Source organism: Burkholderia sp. AU30198 (assembly GCF_020419825.1).
Classification (GTDB): Bacteria; Pseudomonadota; Gammaproteobacteria; order Burkholderiales; family Burkholderiaceae; genus Burkholderia.
Window position 1 is genome coordinate 350,269 of the sequence record NZ_JAIZSA010000001.1, and the last position, 25,111, is coordinate 375,379.

Annotated in this window: 21 protein-coding genes and 1 tRNA gene; 6 read left to right on the forward strand and 16 right to left on the reverse strand. The window is 65.2% G+C overall.

Features of this window, described 5'->3' with window-relative positions; translation table 11 throughout:
• The first annotated feature begins 108 nt into the window (after positions 1-108).
• Genes LGN19_RS01515 through LGN19_RS01525 form a run of 3 tightly spaced genes read left to right on the forward strand, consistent with a single transcriptional unit; the run spans position 109 to position 3,097 of the window.
• On the forward strand, positions 109-1,275 hold the full coding sequence (locus tag LGN19_RS01515; protein WP_175223652.1) for a branched-chain amino acid ABC transporter substrate-binding protein: 1,167 nt from the start codon (positions 109-111) through the stop codon (positions 1,273-1,275).
• Between the two features lie 33 nt (positions 1,276-1,308).
• Complete coding sequence (locus LGN19_RS01520; protein ID WP_226212945.1) at positions 1,309-1,833, forward strand: L-2-amino-thiazoline-4-carboxylic acid hydrolase; 525 nt, start codon at positions 1,309-1,311, stop codon at positions 1,831-1,833.
• Positions 1,826-3,097: a Zn-dependent hydrolase gene (locus tag LGN19_RS01525; protein WP_226212946.1), complete on the forward strand. Its 1,272-nt coding sequence runs from the start codon at positions 1,826-1,828 to the stop codon at positions 3,095-3,097. The genes LGN19_RS01520 and LGN19_RS01525 overlap by 8 nt, the downstream gene beginning before the upstream one ends.
• Before the next feature lie 358 nt (positions 3,098-3,455).
• Here LGN19_RS01525 and LGN19_RS01530 read toward each other — a convergent pair.
• From LGN19_RS01530 to LGN19_RS01605, 16 genes are all read right to left on the reverse strand, one after another.
• Positions 3,456-3,558, reverse strand: a tRNA-OTHER gene (locus LGN19_RS01530).
• Positions 3,545-4,345 (reverse strand): hypothetical protein, encoded by an 801-nt coding sequence (locus tag LGN19_RS01535; protein WP_226212947.1) that lies wholly within the window; start codon positions 4,343-4,345, stop codon positions 3,545-3,547. The genes LGN19_RS01530 and LGN19_RS01535 overlap by 14 nt, the downstream gene beginning before the upstream one ends.
• A 286-nt stretch (positions 4,346-4,631) precedes the next feature.
• The gene (locus tag LGN19_RS01540; protein ID WP_226212948.1) at positions 4,632-5,771 is read right to left on the reverse strand and encodes a YaaC family protein; all 1,140 of its coding nucleotides are present in this window, start codon (positions 5,769-5,771) and stop codon (positions 4,632-4,634) included.
• A gap of 104 nt (positions 5,772-5,875) precedes the next feature.
• Complete coding sequence (locus tag LGN19_RS01545; protein WP_226212949.1) at positions 5,876-6,067, reverse strand: hypothetical protein; 192 nt, start codon at positions 6,065-6,067, stop codon at positions 5,876-5,878.
• Positions 6,068-6,301: 234 nt separating this feature from the next.
• Complete coding sequence (locus LGN19_RS01550) at positions 6,302-6,805, reverse strand: GNAT family N-acetyltransferase (protein WP_226212950.1); 504 nt, start codon at positions 6,803-6,805, stop codon at positions 6,302-6,304.
• 33 nt (positions 6,806-6,838) lie between these two features.
• A complete protein-coding gene (locus LGN19_RS01555; RefSeq protein WP_226212951.1) occupies positions 6,839-7,672 on the reverse strand; it encodes a c-type cytochrome in 834 nt (277 codons plus the stop codon).
• A gap of 556 nt (positions 7,673-8,228) precedes the next feature.
• Complete coding sequence (locus tag LGN19_RS01560; RefSeq protein ID WP_226212952.1) at positions 8,229-9,497, reverse strand: hypothetical protein; 1,269 nt, start codon at positions 9,495-9,497, stop codon at positions 8,229-8,231.
• Entirely contained in the window at positions 9,494-11,317 is a 1,824-nt protein-coding gene (gene glmS / locus LGN19_RS01565; RefSeq protein ID WP_226212953.1) for a glutamine--fructose-6-phosphate transaminase (isomerizing), read from the reverse strand. Before glmS ends, LGN19_RS01560 begins: the two co-directional genes overlap by 4 nt.
• 118 nt (positions 11,318-11,435) lie before the next feature.
• A complete protein-coding gene (locus tag LGN19_RS01570) occupies positions 11,436-11,924 on the reverse strand; it encodes a Biofilm PGA synthesis auxiliary protein PgaD (protein WP_122949403.1) in 489 nt (162 codons plus the stop codon).
• Positions 11,902-13,173, reverse strand: coding sequence for a poly-beta-1,6-N-acetyl-D-glucosamine synthase (gene pgaC / locus LGN19_RS01575; protein ID WP_174956514.1), 1,272 nt, complete (start codon positions 13,171-13,173; stop codon positions 11,902-11,904). The genes LGN19_RS01570 and pgaC overlap by 23 nt, the downstream gene beginning before the upstream one ends.
• Positions 13,170-15,269: a poly-beta-1,6-N-acetyl-D-glucosamine N-deacetylase PgaB gene (gene pgaB / locus LGN19_RS01580; RefSeq protein ID WP_226212954.1), complete on the reverse strand. Its 2,100-nt coding sequence runs from the start codon at positions 15,267-15,269 to the stop codon at positions 13,170-13,172. The genes pgaC and pgaB overlap by 4 nt, the downstream gene beginning before the upstream one ends.
• Positions 15,270-15,283: 14 nt before the next feature.
• The gene (gene pgaA, locus LGN19_RS01585) at positions 15,284-17,974 is read right to left on the reverse strand and encodes a poly-beta-1,6 N-acetyl-D-glucosamine export porin PgaA (protein WP_226212955.1); all 2,691 of its coding nucleotides are present in this window, start codon (positions 17,972-17,974) and stop codon (positions 15,284-15,286) included.
• 105 nt (positions 17,975-18,079) lie between these two features.
• Positions 18,080-18,877, reverse strand: coding sequence for a hypothetical protein (locus LGN19_RS01590; RefSeq protein WP_226212956.1), 798 nt, complete (start codon positions 18,875-18,877; stop codon positions 18,080-18,082).
• A 62-nt stretch (positions 18,878-18,939) separates the two neighbouring features.
• Positions 18,940-19,371, reverse strand: coding sequence for a hypothetical protein (locus tag LGN19_RS01595; protein ID WP_122949408.1), 432 nt, complete (start codon positions 19,369-19,371; stop codon positions 18,940-18,942).
• Between the two features lie 274 nt (positions 19,372-19,645).
• Positions 19,646-20,041, reverse strand: a complete 396-nt coding sequence (locus LGN19_RS01600) for a hypothetical protein (RefSeq protein ID WP_226212957.1) — start codon at positions 20,039-20,041, stop codon at positions 19,646-19,648.
• Between the two features lie 57 nt (positions 20,042-20,098).
• Positions 20,099-21,097 (reverse strand): LysR substrate-binding domain-containing protein, encoded by a 999-nt coding sequence (locus LGN19_RS01605; protein ID WP_174956509.1) that lies wholly within the window; start codon positions 21,095-21,097, stop codon positions 20,099-20,101.
• 601 nt (positions 21,098-21,698) lie between these two features.
• Between LGN19_RS01605 and LGN19_RS01610 the strand changes: the two genes are divergently transcribed.
• From LGN19_RS01610 to LGN19_RS01620, 3 genes are all read left to right on the forward strand, one after another.
• Positions 21,699-23,114 (forward strand): circularly permuted type 2 ATP-grasp protein, encoded by a 1,416-nt coding sequence (locus tag LGN19_RS01610; RefSeq protein WP_226212958.1) that lies wholly within the window; start codon positions 21,699-21,701, stop codon positions 23,112-23,114.
• 64 nt (positions 23,115-23,178) lie between these two features.
• The gene (locus LGN19_RS01615; RefSeq protein WP_043183282.1) at positions 23,179-24,120 is read left to right on the forward strand and encodes an alpha-E domain-containing protein; all 942 of its coding nucleotides are present in this window, start codon (positions 23,179-23,181) and stop codon (positions 24,118-24,120) included.
• Positions 24,121-24,128: 8 nt separating this feature from the next.
• Positions 24,129-25,106 (forward strand): transglutaminase family protein, encoded by a 978-nt coding sequence (locus tag LGN19_RS01620; RefSeq protein WP_174956507.1) that lies wholly within the window; start codon positions 24,129-24,131, stop codon positions 25,104-25,106.
• Positions 25,107-25,111: the final 5 nt, after the last annotated feature.

Sequence of the window (25,111 nt, forward strand, 5' to 3'; positions counted from 1 at the left end):
GTTAATGTGTCGAGAACGGCATAAGCATCCAACAATTGGGTATTTGGGGTTTGGGTGATGAATATTTAATATTTTTCATGTTTTGATCCGATTCACCGATCCCCGCACATGAAAATCGCTTTCCTCCACGCCAGCCTCGCCTTCTCGGCGGCCGCCCTGGTCGCCTCCGTTCCCGCGTTCGCGCAATCCGCACCGCAGACGATCCTGATCGGTCTCGCCGCGCCGCTCACCGGCCCGTCCGCGCGGATCGGCAAGGACCTGCAGAACGGCGCGCAACTCGCGATCGACGACGCGAACGCGAAGCATCCGACCATCGGCGGCAAGCCGGTCGTCTACAAGCTCGTTGCGGCCGACGACCAGTCCGATCCGCGCACGGCGGTCGCGGTTGCGCAGCAGCTCGTCGACAAGCACGTAATCGGTGTTGTCGGTCACTGGAACACGGGCTGCAGCGTGCCGGCGTCGCGCGTCTATCGCGATGCGGGGATCCCGCAGATCGCGCCGGCGTCCACCGGCCATCAATACACGCAGCAGGGCTATGCGACGGCCTTCCGCATCATGGGTCACGACGATGCGGGCGGCAATTTCACCGGCGCGTATGCGGTGAAGACGCTGAAGGCGAAGCGCATCGCGGTGATCGACGATCGCACGTCGTTCGGCGCGGGGCTGGCCGAGCAGTTCATCAAGGGTGTGCAGGCGAACGGCGGCGCGATCGTCGATCGCCAGTACGTGAACGACAAGACGACCGACTTCAGCGGCGTGCTGACCGCGATCAAGGGCAAGCGCGCGGATCTCGTGTTCTTCGGCGGCCTCGACGCGCAGGCCGCGCCGATCTCGCGCCGGATGCGCCAGCTCGGCGTGAACGCGCCGCTGCTCGGCGCAGGCGGCTTCGTGAGCCAGACTTTCCTGTCGCTTGCGGGCAAGGACGGCGACGGCGTGACGGCGCTCGAACCGGGCCTGCCGCTCGACCGGATGCCGGGCGGCAAGGCGTTCGACACGCAATACCAGGCACGCTTTCACGCCCCGATCGAACTGCATGCGCCGTTCGCGTACGACGCGGCCGCCACGCTGATCGCGGCTGCGCAGAAGGCCGGCACGACGCAGCCGGCGAAGCTGGTCGCGGCGGTGCGTGCGATCGACCGGCCCGGCGTGACGGGGCGGATCGCCTTCGATGCCGAAGGCAACCTGAAGGATCCGGCCTTCACGATCTATCAGGTGCGCGGCGGCAAGTGGACCGTCGTCGACGTGCTCGGCGGCTCGCGCACCGCGGCCAAGTAAACGAAACAGCGTTAAAAAACCAAGACGATCCCCATGACCGAAGCGACCCAGACACCCGCCGCCGCATCCGAGGACACGCGCCTCGGGATCCTCGCGCGCCGCCGCATCGAAGCGGAAATCATCAAGCCGATCTACGAGATCATGAAGCGCGAGTTCGGCGCCGAGCGCGCGCAGGCCGTGATCGCGGAAGCCGTGCGCGGCGCGGCGGTCGACGCCGGCCGCACGTTCGCCGCGCAGGAGCCTGGCGGCACGAGCGTGAAGTCGTTCATCGCGCTGCAGGTGCTGTGGGAGAAGGACGATGCGCTCGACGTCGAGGTGCGGCGCGCGGACGACGCGCACTACGACTACGACGTGCATCGCTGCAGCTACGCGGAGATGTATCACGCGACGGGGCTCGGCGAGATCGGGCATCTGCTGAGCTGCGCGCGCGACAGCTATTTCATCCAGGGCTATGCGCCGGACATCGCGCTCACGCGCACGAGCACGATCATGCAGGGCGGCAAGCGCTGCGATTTCCGCTACGCGCTGCAAGCCGCGCCGGAGAACGGCGATGCGTGACGACAACGCGAATGCCAAGGTGGCAAGCGTTGGCGCGCCACGCGTCGATGGCGACCGCCTGTGGGCGTCGCTCGACCGGATGGCGCAGATCGGCGCGACGCCGAAGGGCGGCGTCTGCCGCCTTGCGCTGACCGATCTCGATCGCGAGTCGCGCGACCTGTTCGTGCAATGGGCGCAAGACGCTGGCTGCACGGTGCGGGTGGACCAGATGGGCAACGTGTTCGCGCGCCGCGCGGGCCGCAACCCCGACGCCGCGCCGGTCTTGACCGGCTCGCACGCCGATTCGCAGCCGACGGGCGGCCGCTACGACGGCATCTACGGCGTGCTCGGCGGGCTCGAGGTCGTGCGTGCGCTGAACGACGCGGGCATCGAGACCGAGCGCCCGATCGACGTTGTGATCTGGACCAACGAGGAAGGCTCGCGCTTCGCGCCGGCGATGGTGTCGGCCGGTGTGTTCTCGGGTGTCTATACGCTCGAATACGGGCTGTCGCGTACCGACGGCGCAGGCAGGACGATCGGCGAGGAACTGGCGCGGATCGGCTACGCGGGCGCCGAGCCCGTTGGTGGCTATCCGGTGCATGCGGCGTACGAACTGCATATCGAACAGGGCGCGATTCTGGAGCGGGCCGGCAAGACGATCGGCGTCGTGACGGCCGGGCAGGGGCAGCGCTGGTACGAGGTGACGCTCACGGGTGTCGACGCGCACGCGGGCACGACGCCGATGGAATTCCGCCGCGATGCGCTGGTCGGCGCCGCGCGGATGATCTCGTTCGTCGAAGTGCTCGGCCGCCGTTACGCGCCGTATGCTCGCGCGACGGTCGGGATGATCGAGGCGCGGCCGAACTCGCGCAACACGGTGCCGGGCGGCTGCTTCTTCACGGTCGAATTCCGTCATCCCGACGACGCGGTGCTCGACGAACTCGACGCGGTGCTGCGTGCGGAGCTGGCGCGTGTGGCTGACGAAACGGGCCTCGGCGCGCAGATCGAGCAGATCTTCACGTATGCGCCGATCCCGTTCGCGCCGCGTTGCATCGACACGGTGCGTGACGCGGCACAGGCGCTCGGGCTGTCGCACATGGATATCGTGTCCGGTGCGGGGCACGACGCGTGCTATGTCGCGCGCGTCGCGCCGACGGGGATGATCTTCGTGCCGTGCGTCGACGGGCTGAGCCACAACGAAGCCGAAGCGATTACGCCCGAGTGGGCGGCGGCGGGTGCAGACGTGCTGTTGCATGCGGTGTTGCAGAGCGCGCAGGAAGCCTGAGCCTGGGCGTGATGGCGGCGGTCTGGTGAGGGAGTCTGCTCCAGGCCCCACCGGTCACTGCCTGATGACGCGAACGCGCGGGTTGCGTCGTCAGGCCACCGGCGAATGCCGATCGATGTATCGCGCAATTATGTTGAGTCTGGTGGGAAACGCTTGTGCCACATGAGTAGGGTAGCGAAAAGCGGCTTGTGTACCGTTAAAAATACCGTCGCCAGTTGTGAGTCGTCACGAGCGTCCATGGACGGCGGCGAGGGAGCTGCATGTGATAGCTCGAAACCGATTGACCCGCCTCGGGGTAGATCGGACGCACGTGAGGGGGGCGGTGACACTAGAAACCTGTGTCTTGCCATTGAGATGTTGGCGGCCCATCTCAGAATCGAACTGAGTTCTACCCCTTCAAGGCAGTCCTCCGCGAGAAGGCTGCCTTGAAGGGGGTCGCTTTACCGGTTAGCTCATGGGCCCTAAGTGGAGCATTATAACCCTATCTGCGCGAAGATCGGAGATTCCGTACTGTTCTCTCAAAGTCCCTTTGAGTGCGTTCTTGTACCTTACGGCGTCCTGCCTGAATTTCTTGAAGGGTTTTGAATCTAGTAGGGTGGCCAAGACTGCATCGCCAGGATCGAACTCCAAGTCAACCTCTCGCAGAACATCTAGCAGTAGGTGGGCCAGCAACTTGACGTCGTGAAAAGATAACGCCTGATCGGAGTTCGGCGCGGACCGCATAGAATATAAGGCGCGAACGGAATCGAGATGTGCTGTATTGTTCAAAAAGAAAGATCTAGCGCGTGCTTTGTTCTCTTGGGTTGGATGAACCACGGCGTTGCGTATATATCGGTAGTAGTCAATGGTTGCCTTCCTTGACGCTCCAAGTCGGTCGTCCAGATCTTTCTTATTGCTGCTTGAGTTCCGATAGATTTCGTCGAACGGGGAATCGCTATCGTTCTTTTTCCAGTCGCTGTGATTGATGTCATGGTACTGTGCGCGAAAGTCAGATAGAAACAGGTCGAAGCCACTGTATAGGCTGACAATGTTGAGCCGAGAGTTACTTCGCAATAGTGCATCAGAATCAAGTCCGTTGACTTTTATCTCATATTGCTTGGCGAGATGTCGCCATGGATCGTCGCTTTCCGAGGACGCGAGAATTTTTGTAACGTGCTCTGCCGCAGTCTGGATTCCTGCGGCAGAGGCTGTCAGCTCGCCGACGAATTTTTTGAATGCCCGATAGGCTTTGGTGGAGTAGTCACTCATTTCCGTAATGGTGCCACCCTCTCTAGAGGGTAAAATGGGTTGGATTACGACCGCGACAGCGTATGTCGTGTTATCGCGTCAGCAGAATGATATCGTCGTTCGTTCGTTTGTTCAAAAATTTGCTAACTGATGCTGGGGAATCGTCGACGACCGTGCGTGGTTAGGCGTACGTTGACGGTCTTTTTGGTTTGGCCTTTTGTCGCGCTCTCAACAGTCTACTGTCAATGACATGCGAACGCAGCCTGTCACAGACTCGATCAGCTTTCTGTGACCTCGGAGCAGAGGCTTAGGCTGGATTGATGAGTTCCGCCACCAAGTTTGGTATCTGATATTGATTCATGCGGAGCAGCAACTCGACGAGGGCGAGCATTGAGTCGTCGGCCGGCCGTTCTTGTGTGACTGCACGTGAAAGCGCATGCATCCATGTCTGTGGCCGATATCTCACGACAGAGCTCAGCATGAACAATGCGGCGTAGTGGAGCGTGTATTCCGATAGGTTGAATCCATGCAAAGGTGCGATTGCGGATACCGTTCCTCCGAACCCGCCGGCTATCGGGTCGAGGTGATGCTCAACATCGTCAAACCGCCCTTCGTGGACTAGCTCGGGCGGTACAAAAAATGTGCCCCCTGCCGCGAAAAGTACGCCATCGGCCAAATCATCTCCGTTCGGAGTGACGCTCACAAACTGAATTATCGACTTGCCCCAAGCTCGCTGCGCTTCGAGTAACCGCCAACCAGTCAAAAATGGATATCGACCGCGCAATTCGCCAACGATAGCGCGAAGACCGTCTCTATCTTCGTAACGTCTCAAGTCGTCAATTCGAATAGACCATTTGTTACGATGAATGTTTGGAGCCTCGACATTGATTGGCGTAGTGTTGGCAGATTCTCCGACCGTCGCGGTATAGAGAGTTTCCAGACCGGGTATTCGACTCAACGTATCTTTGAATGTAAACCTAAGACCGGAAACCGTAGTCGAATCGACACAAGGAATGACGACAGACTGGGGATGATTTTCTTCGTCAAAGTAGCAAAGGCGGTTGCGGCTTGCAACGACATCGTTGAACTCTGCCAGTGTCCCGCGTTCGTCTATGCTAGCAGCTAGCTCCTCGAGACGGCTGTTAGCGGCAGAATCGTCTTGGATGCCGTGCCCAGGAACCAGAGCCGAAAGCCCTTTAGTTCGATCGCAGACTAAAGTGAGCGCCTTGGCGAAGGCGACCATGCCGTAGAAGAACTGAAGGGGCGAAATGTCGATCGGTGATGCCGCGCCGGTTTCATAAAAGAGGCGTCCCTGACGCAAGCAAGCTGCGATTTCACGCGCCCGCGTGTCGCTCGGCCGCCATCCGTGATGCCGTTCGATTGTCTTTCGAAGGTTCTCGGAGCTTTCAAGAAACTGCAACAGGTGCCAGTCAGCCTTCATTTGCATTGCGCCTCTCCATCTTGGCTTTCGACTTCGCAATATGCGTGTTCTCGTTTCTTCGCAGCCAGGTACGCGGTTGTATGTATGCAGCGACGAAAGAGGTCTGCCCTTTAGAGAATCCGCAGGTTCCGAATCCGTCCGATCGTCGGTGAGCGCTTGAGGATGCGCTCGGTGATGTACTCGGGCAGTAACGCACGAGAGATGTTGGCGGGCACGTCGTGCACGAGCTGCGAGGGGACCTGGACGATGAATGCGTCGGGCTCGCCTTTCAGGCTGTGTTCATAACTGACTTGGTAGTCCATGGTCTCTTTTGAGCAAGGCCGAGAGAGATCGTGTCGGCCGCTGAGGTTTAGAAACAGGCGCCGCCGATCCCGATACAGGCGCGGCCGGCTGCCGTTTCAGTGTGCTGAAGTGTCTAGATGCCGGAGGCGTGACGGTATACGAACGGCAGAAAACGGCCGTATACCGTCACAAAATCGTAGCTGTAGCGAGTTTTGGCGAGACGATGGTAGACAGTATATCCACAAAAAACATAATTATTTCAATGGTTTAAAGCCGTCTGAAGACGCACTGAGCATCCGCTCCACATAGAGCCGCATCACATAAAACACCATATCGGTGCGCCCCGGCATCGTGATCGTCGCGTCATTGGCCGCGAAGCCGAGCTTTTCATAGAACCGGTACGCGGTTTCGCGTGCCGTGCACCACACGAGCGCGGCGCCACGTTCTTCCGCGTGCCGCACGCAGACCTGCACCAGCACGCGCCCGAAGCCCATGCCACGCACGGCAGGGTGGACGGCCATTCCGCGAAGCCGCCATGCCGGTCGCGCAGGGTCGTCTTCGCGCATCTCCTCGCAGAGCGACGCAACGGCGACGATGCCCGACGAATCGCGTATGCCGACGTGCAGGGTCGTCGGCGCATGGTCGCCGGCCAGTTCGCACGCGTTCAGATCGTCGTTCAGCAGGATCATCGCCCGGAGCGGGTGCGTCTGCGCCGCCTCGATCGATGCGATGGTGAACAGCGTGTCGCCTGACTTCATCAACGTTCCTTGAATATTCGATTCAGCCGCGCGTTACCGGCCAGCCTTGCGCCGCGCCATATACGCGAGATACGCGACGATCTGGTCGAGTTCGCGGTCGCTCAGCTGGTCGGGCGGAAACGCCGGCATGCTGCGGCCCGGCCAGTCGCGCACCGACGCCGGATTACGGATATAGCGGCGCAGCGCGGCAGGCTGGAAGTAGTCGACCGGATTCATCGGCGTGTTCAGGTCGGGGCCCGCATGGCTGCTGCCTGCGCCGTCGAGGCGGTGGCACGCGAGGCATTGCGTGACGAACAGGCGCTGGCCTGCGCGTGCCGGATCATCGGCGGGCAGCGCGGCATCGACGGCAAGCGACGGCCAGCGCGCGAGCGGCGACGATTCGATCGTGACGCGCACGATCTGGTACGGCCATTGCTCGCCGCGCACCGACGATGCTTTCGGCCCGAGCCAGACCAGATAGAACGGCCCCGCGCTGACCTGTTTGCCGGGCAGCTTCGGCCACGGATGCGCCGGATCCTCGATCGCGAGCCACGGAACGGCGCCGGCCGGCGTGCGGCGGCGCACGAGATCCAGCGGCAGCTGCGCGGCGAAGCCGTCGGCGGCACGGGTTTCGAGCACGCCGTCGGCCGGCAGCTTGTCGCCGAGCAGGTCGGCGAACGGCACCGCACGGAAGGTCATGGGCTTGCCGTACGCGATGTCGCGCGGCACGTGGATGTCGGTGGCATCGGGGCGCGCGAGCAGCGTTTGCCGGGTGAGGGTGCGGGCCGTGCCGTCCGTCTCGAGTTCAAGCGCGGACTGGGCCGACGCGCGTTGTCCGATCAGGCATGCCGTCAGCAGCAAAAGCGAAAACCACCGGCGCTTCAGCATTCGTTCTCCGGGAAGGGGCGTTCCGGCGGCGACAGGCGGAGCAGGCCGCGGCCGATGGAAGGAATCGGGCGACAGTCTATCCGGTACGCGTGGCGCTGGCGACTGCTGCGCGGAATGGGGGCGGCGGTCATGATCGGGCAGGCCGGCGGCAGCGCGCCTGGCGGTCGGGCCGCGAGAAGGAAGGATGCGGCATCACGCGGCCTGGTTTGAGCACGAAGGAGCGGAAGGAGCGGAAGAGGCGGAAGAGGCGGAAGAGGCGGAAGAGGCGGAAGAGGCGGCAGAGACGGCAGAGACGGCAGAGACGGCAGAGACGGCAGAGACGGCAGAGACGGCAGAGGCGGCAGAGACGGCAGAGACGGCAGAGACGGCAGAGACGGCAGAGACGGCAGAGACGGCAGAGGCGGCAGAGACGGCAGAGACGGCAGAGACGGCAGAGACGGCAGAGGCGGCAGAGGCGGCAGAGGCGGCAGAGGCGGCAGAGACGAGGAGACGGGCAGGCCGGGGTGAGAGCATGCGGGCCCGCCACGTTCACAGCGATCGTGCTACCGGGCCTCCGTCAATGACTCGAACAATTCACTTCGCTCTTCGCCAACGGCGTTTCATGCTCCGGTTCGAAATCGGCTTCGCGCGTGCCCGACGGCGTCAGCGACACGAAATGCATCGCGTCGCCGCGCGCCGGGAAACCGGCGATACCGGTCGTGCCCCACGGAATCGGCGAAGGCTGCGCGCCGCTCGCGGCGATGCCGGCCGGCGACAGCGCGAGCGTCAGGAGCCGCCCGTCGCGGATCGGTACGTACGCACGCGCTCCGGCGACACCGATACTGGATTCGCGTACCGTCGCCGGCAGGCACTCGAGCGTCGCGGTACGCTGGCCGTCCGGAGCGATCAGCATCGCGACGCCGCGACCGTTCGCGGTCGTCGTGGTGACGATGAAGCGGTCGATCGCCGGCACGTAGGCCGCGGAATAGACGTAATACTGGATGGCGTCGTTCAACTCGCCGAGCATATCGAGCTTCGCGGTCACCGGATCGAACAGCGCGTACTCGAGCTTCGCGTCGGTGCTGTCGTCGATGAACTTCTGCCAGACCAGCAGCGCCGTGTGTGGCGAACCGGCGATCACGGGCCACCATTCGCGGCGGTGCGGCGCGACCTCGACATGATTCAGTACGCGGCCGGCCGCGTCGTAGGTTTTCACGTAGACGCCGTTGCCGGTGCCGAGATTGTCGACGCCGCCGCCGTCGATCCAGTCGGCCGAATAGAACACGACGAAGCGGTCGGCCGCCGTCGCGACATGCCCCGAGTGGCCGCCCGATTCGACGTCGTTCGGGTAGGGCTTGATCGGCTTCAGGTCGCGGCGATAGACGCCGTAGCGCTGGCTGACCTCCTGCGGCGCGTTCCAGCCGTCCTCGAACGTGACGAAGATGTCGCCGCGCGCGTTCTGCGCGATCGACACGGGCTCCTGCGCCTCGGGGCGGCTGATGAACGTATGGACGCGCAGCAGGTGCGGCTTGCCGGGCAGCCATTCGCCGACGTACACGTCATGCGGCCAGTTGCCGTTGCGCATCGCGCCGCGCGGGACGATGCCCGAGCTGCTGAAGAACACCCAGCGCTTGCCGTTGCCGGCGTCGGCCACGCCGATGCCGTGCATGAAGCTGCGCGGATCGACGGCCGGGTGAGATGACGGGTCGGCCTGCACGGTGACCGTATGCACGGCCGGCGTGGCCGCGAACGCAGCCGGCAGCGCCGTGACGATGCCGCATGCGCCGCACAGCGCGGCCGCGACGCACTGCGCGACCGCGTGTGCCGGGCGTGCTCGCTGCCTCATTCGACAGTCACCGATTTCGCGAGGTTGCGCGGCTTGTCGACGTCGGCGCCGCGCGCGCAGCCGACGTGATACGCGAGCAGCTGCAGCGGGATCACGTTGACGATCGGCGACAGCAGGTCGCCCGATTCGCGCACACGGATCAGGTGCGTGTCGCGGTCGGCGTCGATCCCGAGCTGATCGCCGGCCAGTACGTAGAGCCGCCCGCCGCGCGCGCGCACTTCGGCCATGTTGGATTTCAGCTTCTGGAACAGGCGATCGTCCGGCGCGATCGTGACGACCGGCATCGCGCTCGTGACGAGCGCGAGCGGGCCGTGCTTCAGTTCGCCGGCCGCATAGCCTTCCGCGTGGATGTACGACACCTCCTTGAGCTTTAGCGCGCCTTCCATCGCGATCGGGAAATGGATGCCGCGACCGAGGAACAGCGCGTTCTCGGTGTGCGCGAACCTGGCGGCCCAGCCCATGATCTGCGTTTCGAGCGCGAGTGCGTGGCCGATGCGATCGGGCAGCGCGCGCAGCTGCTTCAGGTGCAGCGCGACCTGCGCCGCGTCGAGCCGGCCGCGCAGCTGCGCGAGCGTCAGCGTCAGCACGAACAGCGCGACGAGCTGCGTCGTGAACGCCTTGGTCGACGCGACGCCGAGCTCGATGCCGGCCCGCGTCAGGAACCGCAGCGGCGCGTTGCGCGCGATCGTGCTGGTCGCCACGTTGCAGATCGCCATCGACAGTTGCTGGCCCATGTCGCGCGCCCGCTCGATCGCGCCGATCGTGTCGGCCGTCTCGCCCGATTGCGAAATGCCGACGACCAGCGTGCGCGGATCGGCCACCGTATCGCGGTAGCGGAATTCGCTGGCGATCTCCACCTGGGCGGGCACGCCCGCGATGGCCTCCAGCCAGTATTTCGCGGTCAGGCCCGCGTAGTAGCTGGTGCCGCAGCCGAGCAGCAGCACGTTCCTCACTCTCGACAGCATTGCGCGCGTGCCGTCGGTCGCGTCGAACAGTGCCGGCGAGATCGTGTCGATGCCGTCGAGCGTGCTGTCGATCGCCTTCGGCTGCTCGAAGATCTCCTTCTGCATGAAGTGCTGGTACGGGCCGAGCGCGGCGTCGCCGTCGCGCGCCTTCACCAGGCACAGCGGGCGCTGCGCTTCGTGCCCGCCCGAATCGACCACGGCGATGCGGTCCGGCGTGAGCAGCGCGACGTCGCCGTCTTCCAGGTAGACGAAGCGGTCGGTCAGGTCGCCGAGCGCCGCGCAGTCCGACGCGAGGTAGTTCTGTTCGGCGCCGATGCCGATCACGAGCGGCGAACCGGCGCGCGCGGCGACGAGACGCTGCGGCTCGCGTGCGCTCAGCACCGCGATTGCGTACGCGCCATGCAGCCGCTTGACCGCGCGCACGACCGCGTCGAACAGGTCGTCGCGGTAGAGGCTGTGGATCAGGTGCGCGATCACCTCGGTGTCGGTCTGGCCGCGAAACGTGTAGCCGCGCTCTCGCAGCTCCACGCGCAGCGCGTCGTGGTTCTCGATGATGCCGTTGTGCACGACCGCGATCGTGTCGCCGGACATGATCGGATGCGCGTTCATTTCCGACGGCGCGCCGTGGGTTGCCCAGCGCGTATGGGCGATGCAGGTCTGCGCTTCGAGGCCCAGCGTCAGCACGCGGGCCTGCAGGTCGGTCACGCGCCGCAGCGTGCGTTCGCTGCGCAGCCGGCCGTCGTCCTGCACGGCGATGCCGCACGAGTCGTAGCCGCGATATTCGAGCCGGCTCAGCGCATTGACCAGTTGCGGCACCTGATTGTTCAGGCCGCTTGCTCCGACGATTCCGCACATGATTCACCTCGTCCATAAAAGGTTGCCGGCGTGCCGGCAACGCACGGCAGCGCAGCACAAGGAGCGGCGCCGCGCGGCACCGGGTCGGTGCCGTGCGTGGCGGCGCGGCTCCACTGACCTACTCGCGGGGCGGCGGCCCTGCGTGGGCGACCCATTCGATGCCCGAGATCGAGCCGTTCGCGTCGTGCGACGCGACGAGAATGCGCGTCGTGCGCCGCGCGCCGCGCCGACGGGCGCTGGCCAGCACGGTCGGCGGTACCGAGCGCACCTTCGCGCTGGCCGAGCGCCGCAGCATCTTCGATACGCGCAGCCGGTAGGCCAGCGGATGCACGACGCGCCCGGCGATCAGCCACGTGACGATGGTGCCCGCGATGATCGCGATGCTGGTCGCGTAGAACACCATCTGTTCGATCGGCATCTCGGCCGGGTTGAACGGCAACAGGTAGCGGTACGTGTAGATGCAGATCGATGCCCATACGGCACCCACCAGCGCGGGCCGCACGAGGCGGAACCAGACGACCATCACGAGCCCGACGATGCGGCCTCGTTCGGCGATCATGTCGCGCGGTGCGCGCAGGGAAAGGTCAATAATCGGTGCGTTCTTCATGTTGAATGCCTCGGTCGGGGCTGACCCATACGGCCCGCTTGCCGCGGCCCCGCAGCACGATGGCAGGCAGGGCGACGACGGTGGTGATCATGCTGATCAGCCAGAAGGCGACGGGATACCAGACGGTGTCCAGGAAATACATCAGGAGTTTTTCGTCGTAACGACGATCGATCATGCTGCCGATGATCAATTGCAGGATGCAGGTGGCGACCAGCAGCATCCCGTGCCAGTGCGGCACGACCGATACGTGCCAGCTCCGCGGCAGCGGGTACACGACATCGATGAGCGCGAGCAGCAGGATGAACGACATCGAGTACGCCCACGCGATGCCGATCAGATACTCGGCGAACAGCGGCCACATCATCATCTGCGTCGGCCGCGCGAGCGTGCCCGCGTACTTCATCAGCACCTGGATGCCACCCTTCGACCAGCGCAGCCGCTGCCGGTACAGGCCCTTCAGCGTCTCGGGCATCAGGATCCAGCTCAGTGCGTGCGGCTCGTACACGACGCGCCAGTCGCGGCACTGCAGCTTCCAGCTGATGTCGATGTCCTCGGTCAGCATGTCCGAGCTCCAGTAGCCGACGTCGGCGAGCGCGGTCTTGCGGAACATCGTGATCACGCCGGATACCGTGAAGATGCGGCCGTACACCTGCTGCGTGCGCTTGATCAGCCCGACGATCGACGAGAATTCGCCGACCTGCATGCGGCCGAGCAGCGACGTGCGCGTGCGGATGCGCGGGTTGCCGGTCACGGCACCCACGCCCGGATCGGTCAGGAAATGCTCGAGCATCCAGCCGATCGCATCGTGCGCGAGCAGCGCATCGCCGTCGATGCACAGCAGGTATTCCGCGTTCGACACGGCCGCCGCGGTCGTGAGCCCGACCGCCTTGCCTTCGTTGCGCGCGTGATGGATCACGAGCAGCCGCGGGATCTCGACGGCCAGCTCGTTGAGGATCTCGCCGGTGCGATCCTGGCTGCCGTCGTTGACCGCGATGATGTCGTAGTTCGGATACTGCATCCCGTTCAGGTGGCCGATCACGCTGCGCGCGTTCGCGGCTTCATTGAAGCAGGGCACGACGATCGAGATCTTCGGGATCCCGCTCGACGCAATCGTCCGCGTGGACAGCTCGCGGCCTTCCTCGAGCAGGAAGTAGTGCACGACGCCGCCGATCATCCACAGGTACGACATGAAGAACGGGTAGTAGAAGACGAAATCCTGCAGGCGCTGGATGATGCTGTGGGTAGTCATGGCGTCTTCGTCCCCTGCGTTTTCTGCATCTGCATCAGTGCGTTGATCGATGTCGGGTCGAGGCGCGACTTCAGCGACATCACGTCGCGCATCGCGTCGAGTTCCGGCAGGCCGTTCAGGAAGTTGTCCGGGTAGTAGCCGAAATTCACCGCGCCCTCGCTGCGCAGCCGCCGCATCTGTGCGAGCAGCGTGCTGGCGGGGATCTCCTTGCGCGCGTGCCAGTCGTACGACTGCAGTTCGAACACGGTGCGCGGCAGCCCGAGCTTCTTCGCCCGGACGGCCCGCACGAGCTGGTCCAGCCAGCCGTCGGGATCCTTCGCCTGCTCCATGTACGGCATCGCCATCAGCGCGACGTAGTCGTAGGTGGCGAGGAAATCGTCGTAGTTCTGTGCGTACCACGCTTCCGATTCGGGCTTGAGCACCGGCATCGCGAAGATGTTGCGCGCGGTCAGCACGTCGCCCACGTTCTGGTGGGCCAGCACGATCTGTTCGAGCTGGCGGGTCAGGTCGATCAGGTAGCGCGACTTATGCCGGGTCCAGCGATTCAGCAGGTCGGGGTTCTCGCGGATCTTGCCGACGTCGGCCGGCAGCCCCCACTGCGAATAGGTGCGCAGCGCATGCCGGCCCGCATCCTCGTAATCGTCGAGCACCGCGTCGTCGCTGAACAGGATGCCGCTGAACGACGCGTGCTTGCTGAGATCCTCGTAGATCTGCTGGATCATCAGCCGCGCATCCGGATCGAACGGGCTCAGCCGGAACGTGCGCGTGCCGTTCTCGCGGGCCGGCGCGCCACCGTAGGCACTCACGGCCTCGAGCCCGCGCTGCTTGTCGGCCGGCGGCCGGAACGCGAGTACCGGCATCCAGGCGTACACCTGCACGTTGGAGCGCGTGTTGAGCTGCCACGCGGCGCGCGAGAACAGGTCGGCGCGCATCGGCAGGTGCCGGTTCGGGAAATACACGGATTCGGCCACGCCCGTGCCTTTCGGGTCCGCAAACGCCTGCAGGTAGACCGATTTCGGCTGCATCCGGTAGATGCGTTCGATCAGCTTGCCGAGATTCGCTTCCTGCCGCGCGGGATCCGGATCGTAGACCTGGTCCAGATCGACCTGCACGGTGCGCTCGGGCACGTCGACGTCGCCGCGGTTCGACGCCGGCTCGCGCATCGAGCGCTCGAACCCGCCGATGTCGACGTCGTACATCATCAGGATCCGCCGCAGCCGGTCCAGCGGCACGTCCGGCGTATTCGGGCCGGCATCGAGGCTGAACTGGATGTCCATGCCGAGCGACGTCGATATCTGGCGCACCGGCTGGTTTTCCGCGCCGTATGGCCACACCATCGAGCGTGCGACGATACCGGTATGTTCGCGGATCTGCCGCACGCAGGTCTGCAGGTCGTTGTGCACGCGCGCTTCGAATTCGGCGTCGGTTTCATAGCGCTTCTCGTCTTGCAGGTAGAGGTGCGACGTGGTCGCCGGCAATTCGTTGCCTTGCGGATTCGCGACCGCGCCGTGATGGAGGTTGTGCGTGTGGCAGCCGAGCTCGACGAGCTGCGACTGGCCGACCTGCTTCACGTCGTCCCACGACATGAAGTAGTCGCGCGGCACCTGGACCTTGTCGCTGATGCGGATCGGCGTATCCGGCGGGGTATCGATCCACGCGGTGACGATGCCCATCACGGCCGGGTACTTGAACCGCTCGAGTAGCGGCAGCACCTTCGTGTAGTGGCTGCGAAAGCCGTCGTCGAACGTGAGCAGCACCGCGCGCGGCGGCAGCGGCTTGCCGCCGTGCCGCGACTCCTCGATCTGCTTGACCGTGATGGTGTGGTAGTTGTTGGTCTGCAGCCACGAGAAGATCGCGGTCAGCGTGCCGGTATCGACCGCGAACGGATCGACCAGCGCCGACGCCGATGTCGACGAAAACGACGCCATCAGGTTGTCGCGCACGTCGTGCATGCAGATCACGCGAAACGTCTTGCCGTCGGCCGGGTCGGACGGCGGCAGCAGGTCGATCATCCTGGCGTTCGTCACGCCCGGGAACAACGAACAGGCGGCAAACGTGCCGAGGCATCCGCACATGAAGGTCCGTCTGGTTTGCATTCGCGATCTCCTTGCTAGAACGGCAGGTTGACCGACATGAAGCCGGTTTCGGAGCGCTCGCGCTCGCCGTCGTACGCGCGGCTGCTGACCTCGACGCCATAGGTCAGCGTGATGTCGTGCTTGAACGTCCACGCGTGTTCGAGGCGCGCGCTCCACAGGGGGCTGGTGCCGAAACCGCGCTCGTTGTACACGCCGCCGGACACCGAGACGCGCTGCTGCAGCCCCATGTCGCCCTTCTTCCAGAGGGTCAGCTGGTGCATGACGGTCGCCGCAGCCGCGTAGTCGCGGCCCGGGCTGAAGTAGGGCGCGTTCTGGCGCGTGTTGCTGTCGGTGCCGAGATCCAGCGAGACGTTGACCTGCTGGTTGGCGGTCGTGTACACGCGCTGCGTGGCGGTCGCCGCGATCTCCTGGTGCAGGTTCGAATCGCTGTAGCGGCTCACGCCGTAGCTCAGCTTGACCTCGCGACGGTCGTTCTGGCGATAGACGACCGAGACGTTCGCCGAGCGGCCCCAGATGTGCGCGGCATACGCCTTCCATGGCAGCGAGTTGTCGTTGGTGTCGAGCGCGCCGCTGACCGTCCAGTAGTCGTTCAGCGCGTACGCGATCGACCCGCGGCCACCGGTTCGGCCGTCCGTGCCGAACGAGCGCGTGACTTCGCCCTGCACCGTGAGCGGTCCGTGCCGGTAGTCGCCGCCGACGCCCGTACGCGTGCGGCTGACGTTGCCGGCGTCGGTCTGCGCATAGCCGAAGAACGTGTGCGAGAAGACGCGCCAGTTATCGCCGAACGGTTGCGAATACACATAGCTGTCCGACGTGAAGCTGTTGTCGGCCAGTGCGCTGTTGCCGTGCTCGTAGTTCAGGTCGGTCGTGAAGACGGGGCTGCGGTACGCGTTGTAGTCGCGCTTGAAGCCGCGCACGGCACCGCTGTCCGGGAACGTGTTGTCCAGCGTCTGGTCGACGCTCTTCGCGGTCGCGTAGTCGTCGGCCGTGAGCGACGCGCGGCCGAGGCCCGCCAGCATCTCGACGCTGTCCGGGTGGTCGGTGAGCGACGCGCGATACATCGCGATCGCCTGGCGGGGATGCGACTGGCCGGATACCGCGTCCGCGTGCGCGGCACGGATCTCCGCGTTGAACGGCACCTGCTTCTCGAGTTCCTCGAGCGCGGCGATCCCTTCGTCGACGTGGCCGGTGTAGATCAGGTATTGCGCGCGCAGCCGGTAGTAGCGCAGATAGTCGCTTTCCTCCGGGCCGTAGCTGCGCACGTCCTTGGCCGGCGGCAGCGACGCACCCATGTCATCGAGCGCCTGCTTCGCGTCCGCCGCGCGTCCCTGGTCGACGTACGACCAGAACAGTCCTTCGCGCAGTTCGATCGGGCGCGTGCGTGCGCCGTACTGGAAGCCTCGGGTCGCGCGGTCCGTCGGCGACGCGGTCGCCTGCTTCAGCGCGCGCTGGTACACGGCGTTGGCCTTGCCCGGCTCGCTCAGGTACAGGTAGGCGTCGCCAACGGCGGACAGCGCATCGATCGAGATCTCCGCGTCGGACGGAATGGTCTCGAACGTCGCGACGGCCGTCTTCATGTCGCCGCGCGCCGCGTAGGCGACCGTGCGGTCGCCCGCGAGCGCCGTCCTGACCGGCGTGTACTCCGGCGTGGCCGGCATCCGCTTGTCGAGGTCGTCCGCCGCGCGCAGCGCGCTGTCGATCCCGTCGAAGCGATCGGTGCTCGTCATCGCGCGCGACTTGTCGCGTCCGCCGCGCACCTGCTGGCGAATCGCCAGTTCTTCGAGTTGCGCGATGTCGACGGCGGAGAACGCATCGGGCCGTGCCTTCGCTTCGTCGAGCGCCTTGATCGCGCCGCCGCTCGCCGCGAGCCCGAATACGTCGTTGCGTACGGTCTCGACGTCGGCGGTACGGAGATTCGGCGCCTGGGCATTCGGCGTTTCGACGTCGGGTCCTTGCGATCGTTGTGTCGGCTCGCCGGATAGCGGGGCGCCTGGCGCCTGCGCGTTCGGTGCCGGGGGCGACGGCGGTGGCGAACCCGGCATCTGGGGAACGGGGGCCGGCGCGTTCGGCATCGGGGTGCCGGAGGCCTGCGCGGTTTGCGTCGGCGCATTCGACGGCGCGGCGGGCGCGGCTTGTGCGACCTTCGGCGGAGTGTCCGAAGACGGCACGATCGGCGCCGGTGAAGGGGATGCAGACGGGTCGGACGTGGTCGACGCGGGGCGCGTCGGCGCATCGGGCGGTTGGGCGTTCGTGGCCTGCGCAAGCTGCATCGGCACGTCCGGCATTTGCGCGACCGGTGCCGGCGTCTTCGGCGTATCCGGCGATCGCGCGTCCGGCACCGGGTCGCTCGATTTCGGTGCGTCCGGTTCCACCACGACCGTGGTTGGCTGCAGCGGGCTCGACGCCTGCGCGATCTGCATCGACGCATCCGAAGCCTGCGCGATTGGCGTCGGTGCATGAGGGGGCGGAGCGCTCGCAGCGTCGGCAATCTGGATCGACACGACCGTTGGCTGCATCGCGCGCGGCGATGCATCCGGCGCGTCGCGGGTCCCGGCGATTGCGTTGACGCCGCCCGTTTCCGCATCGCCGTCGGCTGAGAAGCAGGGGCCGGACGCGACGAGCAGCAACACCAGCGGCGCATGCAGGAGGATCCGCCGGTTGGACGGAGCGACGGTCGTGCATGGTGGTTGACGATTGTTGGCCACGAGGTGTCCTCCTTTCGAAACGATCACATCGGTCGCACGCCTGACGACGCACGTCGTCGCGCATCGCGCGGCCGGGCGGCGAGTGCCCGGCGATGCGAATCCGGCTTACAGCCGGTTGCGGACCGCTTGCCCAAGCAACGCACGCGATTCGCTGTTCTTCGGGTCGATCGCGAGCACCCGGCTCGCGTTCTGCTCCACACAGTTCCATTCGTCGATCACGGCGCACGAGCGCGCCTTCGCCAGCGCACGTGCACTTTCCAGTTCGGCGTGCGTGACGCTTGCCGTCTGCATGTGCACGGTATCGGTGCGATACGGCCTAGGCCTGGGCGCGAAGTCCAGGCGCCTGCTCGTGCCTGCCAGCGTGTCGGCATGCGGCGTGCGATGCGCGGCGCCGTACCGCGTGGCGGCGCGACCGTAGGCCGGTGCCGGACGCGTACCGGCCGCGAGCGTCACGGGCGGCGCATGCGACGACCGCCGGTGTTTCGCGACCGCACGGGGCGCGGGTTGCGGTGCGGCTTCCGGTTCGACCGCGAGCGTGACGGGCGGCACGGTGGATATCTCGGGTGCCGCCGAAGCCGACGCTACCTGCAGCGGCGGCGTGAGCGGCCTGTCCTGCACACGTGTCGGGGCCGGCCCGGGCGCGGCTGAGGCTCCGGACGCGCCGGTTGCGCGCGACGCAATGGTCACGATCGCCTGGCGCGTTTTCCCGACGGCGGTGCCGATCACGCCGGAGATGTCGTGCGTCACGCTCGGATGGCCGACCGTCGTGTCCCGTTCGGCGTACGCGAAGATGCCGAAGATCGCGGCGAACGCGACGAAGCTGAGTGCCGCGTTCTTGCCCGGGCCCCAGGAGGGTTGCGGCGGGCGGGCCTGCGAGTCGTCCTGTCGTTCTGCACGAGTCATTCAACGCTCCTCGATTCGATACGTTGCGATGTAAGACGCGATCGGGTGGGGTCAGGTGGCGTTCACCATTTCAACTGCGTGGTCAGTGCGCCGGTTTCGACGATCGCGAACTGGGTCGCGCCCTGATAGGTTCCTTCGACCCGGTAGCTCGCATCGGGCACGCTGAACAGGCAACGGGATCCGGATGCGTTGAATTCGACGAGTACGCGACCATGTCGCCGCAGGCGTACCTGGACGTTGGCGATTGGCTGCCCCGTCTGGGCCGAAGCAAACGACACGCCCAGGTTGTACGGACGGCCGTCGGGCGGAAGCGGTGCGGTACCGTCGATCCGCGCATCGCCGCAGATATACGAGATGACGTAGCGGCCCGCGCCGGGACCGGGTGCGGGGGCGGGTGGCTGGGACGCGGGCGTCTGGGCCACCGCATTCATGCAGAGCGCGGAGATGATGGCGCTGAGGAAAGGGCGAGCATGCTGTCGAAACGAGGAAGACATTGCAACCTCCCGTCCGGAATCAATGGCGCGCATTTATTCCGAGTCAGATTTGCCAGCGTTCTTTTTACGACACGCTATTGATACACGACGGTTTTTGAACCAACAACCGCGTGTGGTCTGAATGGGACGGGGCGAAATATCCTATTTAAATAGGATAGCGATGGATTTGTCTGACTCGCTTACCGAAGAAGAAAGTCGATCTTGCCAGATATGAATATTGATTTTCGGTAGCAATGATCGCGCACGCTTTGAATCACGTCGGAGGTATCGACGTTCATGCCGAAAAGTAACGACTGACAAAAGGAATTTTTGCGGCTGTGTTCGCGGTGAATTGATGACGGGCGGGATACAGGTTGCGCAATTCGAAATGAGGGTGCGACGTTTTTGATATTTTGGATTGTCGCGGGAAAATCGAAACTTTTGATTTGTTGTGTAACAGAGTATTTCTCGCCGAATAATCAGGTGGAATATCCGGATCGTGAAACGGCGGGCGTGAAAATTGGACGTCAATATGCAAACGTTTGCGATTCGTCTGGTATTGATTGCGGGTCTGGTGCAGTAATTTTTCGGGCTGGACAGGGATTGCCGATTGATGGCCGTTGAAAGGGCGGCCGCGTTCGCCGCGAAGCGGCGCGACGCGGAAGCGGGCGGGTACGCGATGATCCGACACGGCAACCGCGCCGCAACCACGCCTGCGATGTCGGCAGGCACGACTGGAACGCGAAGATCAGCGGCTGCCGCCCGCGCTGCGCCGCGCGATGCGCATCGCCGGCGCGGCCGCTGCTTCGGTCGCGCCGACGGCACCGTCGACCGCCGCGCGCGGCCGGTTCATGATGTAGGTCCACAGTTGCTCGGCCGCGAGCCCGCGCTTGCGGGCCGACCGGTACAAGCGGATTTCGAGCTCGGTGATCCAGTCGCCGGCGCCCGCGCACACGAGCGTGCCTTCCGCGAGTTCCTTCGCGACGCAGCTTTCCGGCAGCCAGCCAATTCCGTGCCCGGCCACGACCATGCCCTTCAAGGCCTCGGACATGTGTGTCTCGAAGCACCGGTGCAGCACGTACGGCTCGGTCGCATTCAGCAGCAGCATCTCGACGATGTTGCCGAGAAATGCGCCCGACGAATACGCGAGCAGCGGCAGCGGCGCATCGGGGGTGCCCGGCAGCTGGAACACGGGCTTGCCGCGCGCATCGGGCGTCGACACGGGCAGGATCCGTTCGACGCCGAGGCTGACGAACGGGAAGTGGTTCGGGTCGAGCACGATCGGCAACTGCGGATGGTGATAGCCGAGCAGCAGGTCGCATTCACCTTCGACGAGCTGCTGCACGCCTTCCGGTACGTTCACCGCGTTGACGCGCGCGGTCACGTGGCCGACCTCGCCGTTGAGCTGCTTGAGCCATTCGGGAAACAGCGTGAAGACGAGCGTGTGGGCGACCGCGAAACGCACGACCTGGTCGCTGGCCGCGAACTGGTCGTAGCCGTTCACGAGATTGCGCGCCGCATACATGCTGCGCAGGATGTCCGCGGCGAGCCCGCGGAACATCTGGCCGGCCGGCGTCAGCGTGATCGGGTTGATGCTCCGGTCGACCAGCTTCGCGTCCATCCAGGTTTCGAGTGCGGCAATTCGTCTGCTGAATGCCGATTGCGTGAGGTGCCGGTTACGCGCGGCCCGGGAAAAGCTCTTGGTATCCGCAAGGCTCAGGAAATCTTCCAGCCACTTTGCTTCCATTTCGATCTTCGCTTTTTATAGTCGGGCGCCTGAAGGGCGGCGCCGCTTCGCTGCACGAACGTTCTAGCGTACCGCGCCTCGCATGCGGCGACCCGATGTTTTTTTTCGATGGGTGTCAGTCGAAATATGCATGGGCGTTGTCGGCGGGATTACGGCTGCATAGCGTTGAGGTGCCGGACCCGGCTAACCGGACAGTTCATCGCGTCGAACTGCCGGCGCGGCCGCAGACGGTACTTCCCCCCAGGGCCGGTTGCGCCGTGCGCGTACCGGCCCGCCTTCCCATCCTTGCGTTGCGGCGCGTTCCTGTGCCCGGGCGGGCCGTTTTTTGTGCAGTGCAGATTGCACATTCGTGACACGCGGGGGAACTATGTTTGAAAGTCGCAGCGCAGCATGGGGCATGCGCGCCTGCGACGCACCGTCGTCGCCCGTCGCACCGGGTGCTGCACCGCCGTGGTGCGTCATGCCGCGCAGGCGTGCCTGGCGCGGCGCAAAAAGGGGGGATTATCGAGGGGATCGCGCAAGGCACGTTCCTTGCGACGCAGTCGTTACGCCGGTCCGGCATGCGCAATGCCGGGGAAAACGATCGATGGAGAAAAGATCGATGAAGCCATTCGATGAAATGCTGCAATCCGGCGACATGGTAAGGGCGCCCTACGCGCGCCTGAAGCAGTGGCTCGACACGCAGAATCCCGCGAGCCTCGCCCAGAAAGCCCACGACGCGGAAGGCGTGTTCCGCAAGACGGGCATCACGTTCGCCGTCTACGGCGACGCGGAGGCCGCCGAGCGGCTGATTCCGTTCGACATCGTCCCGCGCATCATCTCGGGCGCGGAATGGAGCCGGCTGTCGCTCGGCATCGAGCAGCGCGTGATGGCGCTCAACGCGTTCCTCGACGACATCTATCACCGCCAGGAAATCGTGCGCGCGGGCATCGTGCCGAAGCACCTGATCGCGCACAACGAAGCGTTCGTTCCGGAGATGATCGACTTCCGGCCGCCCGGAAACGTTTACACGCACATCATCGGCGTCGACATCGTGCGCACCGGCGAGAACGAGTTCTACGTGCTGGAAGACAACGCGCGCACGCCGTCCGGCGTGTCGTACATGCTGGAAAACCGCGAGACGATGATGCAGCTCTTCCCCGAGCTGTTCCAGCAGGTGAAGGTGCGTCCGGTCGAAACCTATCCGCAGATGCTGCGCCAGTCGCTCGCGGCCGTGTGCCCGCCAGGCGGCAACGCCGACAACCCGACCGTCGCCGTGCTCACGCCCGGCATCCACAATTCCGCGTACTACGAACATTCGTTCCTCGCCGACCAGATGGGCGTGCATCTCGTCGAGGGCAGCGACCTGCAGGTGATCGACGGCCGCGTCGCGATGCGCACGACCGAAGGGTTCCGCCCGATCGACGTGCTGTACCGCCGCGTCGACGACGCGTTCCTCGATCCGCTCACGTTCCGCCCCGATTCGGTGCTCGGCGTCGCGGGGATCATGGACGTGTACCGCGCGGGCAACATCACGATCGCGAACGCGCCCGGCACCGGCATCGCCGACGACAAGGCGATCTACTCGTACATGCCGGAGATCGTCGAGTTCTACACGGGCCGCAAGGCGTTGCTGGAGAACGTGCCGACCTGGCGCTGCGGCGAGGCCGACAGCCTGAAGTACGTGCTCGACCATCTCGACGAACTGGTCGTGAAGGAAGTGCACGGCTCGGGCGGCTACGGGATGCTGGTCGGGCCGTGCGCGTCGAAGGCCGAGCTCGAGGCGTTTTCCGCGAAACTGCGCGCGCGCCCCGCGAACTACATCGCGCAGCCGACACTCGCGCTGTCCACGACGCCGATCCTGACCGAAGCCGGCCTCGCGCCGCGCCACGTCGACCTGCGGCCGTTCGTGCTGGTGTCGGACCGGATCCGCATCACGCCGGGCGGGCTCACGCGCGTCGCGCTGAAGGAGGGATCGCTCGTCGTCAATTCGAGCCAGGGCGGCGGCACCAAGGACACCTGGGTGCTGGCCGACTGAGCCGGACGCGACCGCGCGCGCCGGAACCGGCGCGCCAACCGAACGAAGACGGAGTGGACACGAGATGCTTCTGGGACGTACTGCAAGCGGTCTCTACTGGATGTACCGCTATATCGAGCGCGCGGAGAACATCGCGCGCATCGTCGATGCCGGGCTGCGGATGGCGCTTACGCGCACGTCCGACGCGCCGGCCGAATGGTCGTCGGTGCTCGTCAGCTCGGGCACGGACGACGGCTACCGGCAGAAATACGACGCGTATGCGGCCGATACCGTGACCGACTACCTGCTGCGCGACCGCGACAACCCGTCGAGCGTGCTGTCGTGCATCGAGGCCGCGCGCTCGAACGCGCGGATGGTGCGCACGGCGCTCACGCGCGAGGCGTGGGAGAGCGTGAACGGCGCGTGGCTCGCGTTGCGCCGCGCATTGGCGCAGCCGGTGCCGGAGAGCGAACTGCCGGCCGTGCTCGACCAGGTGAAGCGCGAAACCGCGCTGATCCTCGGCAGTTTCTACAGCACGATGCTGCGCAACGAGATCTTCGATTTCGCGCAGATCGGCGCGTTCGTCGAGCGCGCGGACAACACCGCGAGGATCATCGACGTCAAATACCACCTGCTGCTGCCGTCGGTGTCGCACGTCGGCACGATCCTCGACAACTACCAGTGGGAGACGATCCTGCGCTGCGTCGCCGCGCACCGTTCGTACCGCTGGGTGTACGACGTGCAATACAAGCCGATGAACATCGCCGACTACCTGATCCTGAACGGCCGCATGCCGCGCTCGCTGCGCTATTGCTACGGGCGCGTCGTGTCGAGCCTGAACCTGCTCGCGAAGGATTACGGCGTGACACATCCGTGTCACGACACGGCCGCGAAGATCCTGCAGATGCTGTCCGACACCTCGGTCGAGCGGATCTTCAAGAGCGGCCTGCACGAGTTCCTGACCGACTTCATCGGCCGCAACAACAGCCTCGGGCTCGAAATCGCCCAGGCTTACAACTTCGACTGAGACTTGCCATGCGACTCGCCATCCGACACATCTCGCGTTATCAGTTCGACGATCAAGCCACCCATGCCCTGCAACGGCTGCGGCTGCGCCCGCAGTCGGGCCCCGGGCAGACGGTGCGCGCGTGGCAGGTCACGATCGACGGCGTCGAGCCGACGCTGTCCTATGCCGACGGGCTCGGCAACCGGATCGACCTCGTGCGGCACGACCGCGGCGCGAAGGCCGAGATCGTCGTCATCGCGGCCGGCGTCGTCGAGACGCAGGACCGCTCGGGCATTATCGGCAATCCTGAAGGCTATGCGCCGCCGTGGATCTTCGAGCGCGAAACCGCGCTCACGAAGGCGGGCGACACCGTGCGTGCGCTCACGCAGGCGCTGCCGATCGAGCCGCGCAGCCTCGATGCGCTGCACTGGCTGATGACGGAAGTGCACGACCGCATCGCGTATGCGCCGAACCTGGCCGCTGAAGCGCCCGTCGATGCGGAAACCGCGTTGCAAAGCGGCGAGGGCACGAGCCGCGACCATGCGCATGCGTTCATCGCGGCCGCGCGCGTGCTGAAGATCCCCGCGCGCTATATCTCGGGCTACGTGCTGGCCGACAGCGCGATGCAGCGCATCGCCGACGCGAAGCAGAACGCGGGCGACGTCGAGGAGGAAGAAGCGCTCGCGCTGCAGAGCGGCGAGGGCATGCAGCAGGTGCTCGGCGCGTCGCATGCCGCGCAGTCGCAGGGGCTGCCGCAGCCGGCGCTCGGCGCGCAGCCGCAAGCGGCCGGGCTGATGCAGCAGCCGGCCGGCCATGCATGGGCCGAGGCCTATGTCGAAGGGCTCGGCTGGGTCGGGTTCGATCCGTTCATGAATCGCTGCCCGGACGAGCGCTACGTGCGCATCGCGGTCGGCCTCGACTATCGCGACGCGCAGCCGGTGACGGGGCTCGGCGCGACGGCCGTCGGCGTCGAGATCAGCGTCGTACAGACGCCGGAACTCGTCTGACCTCG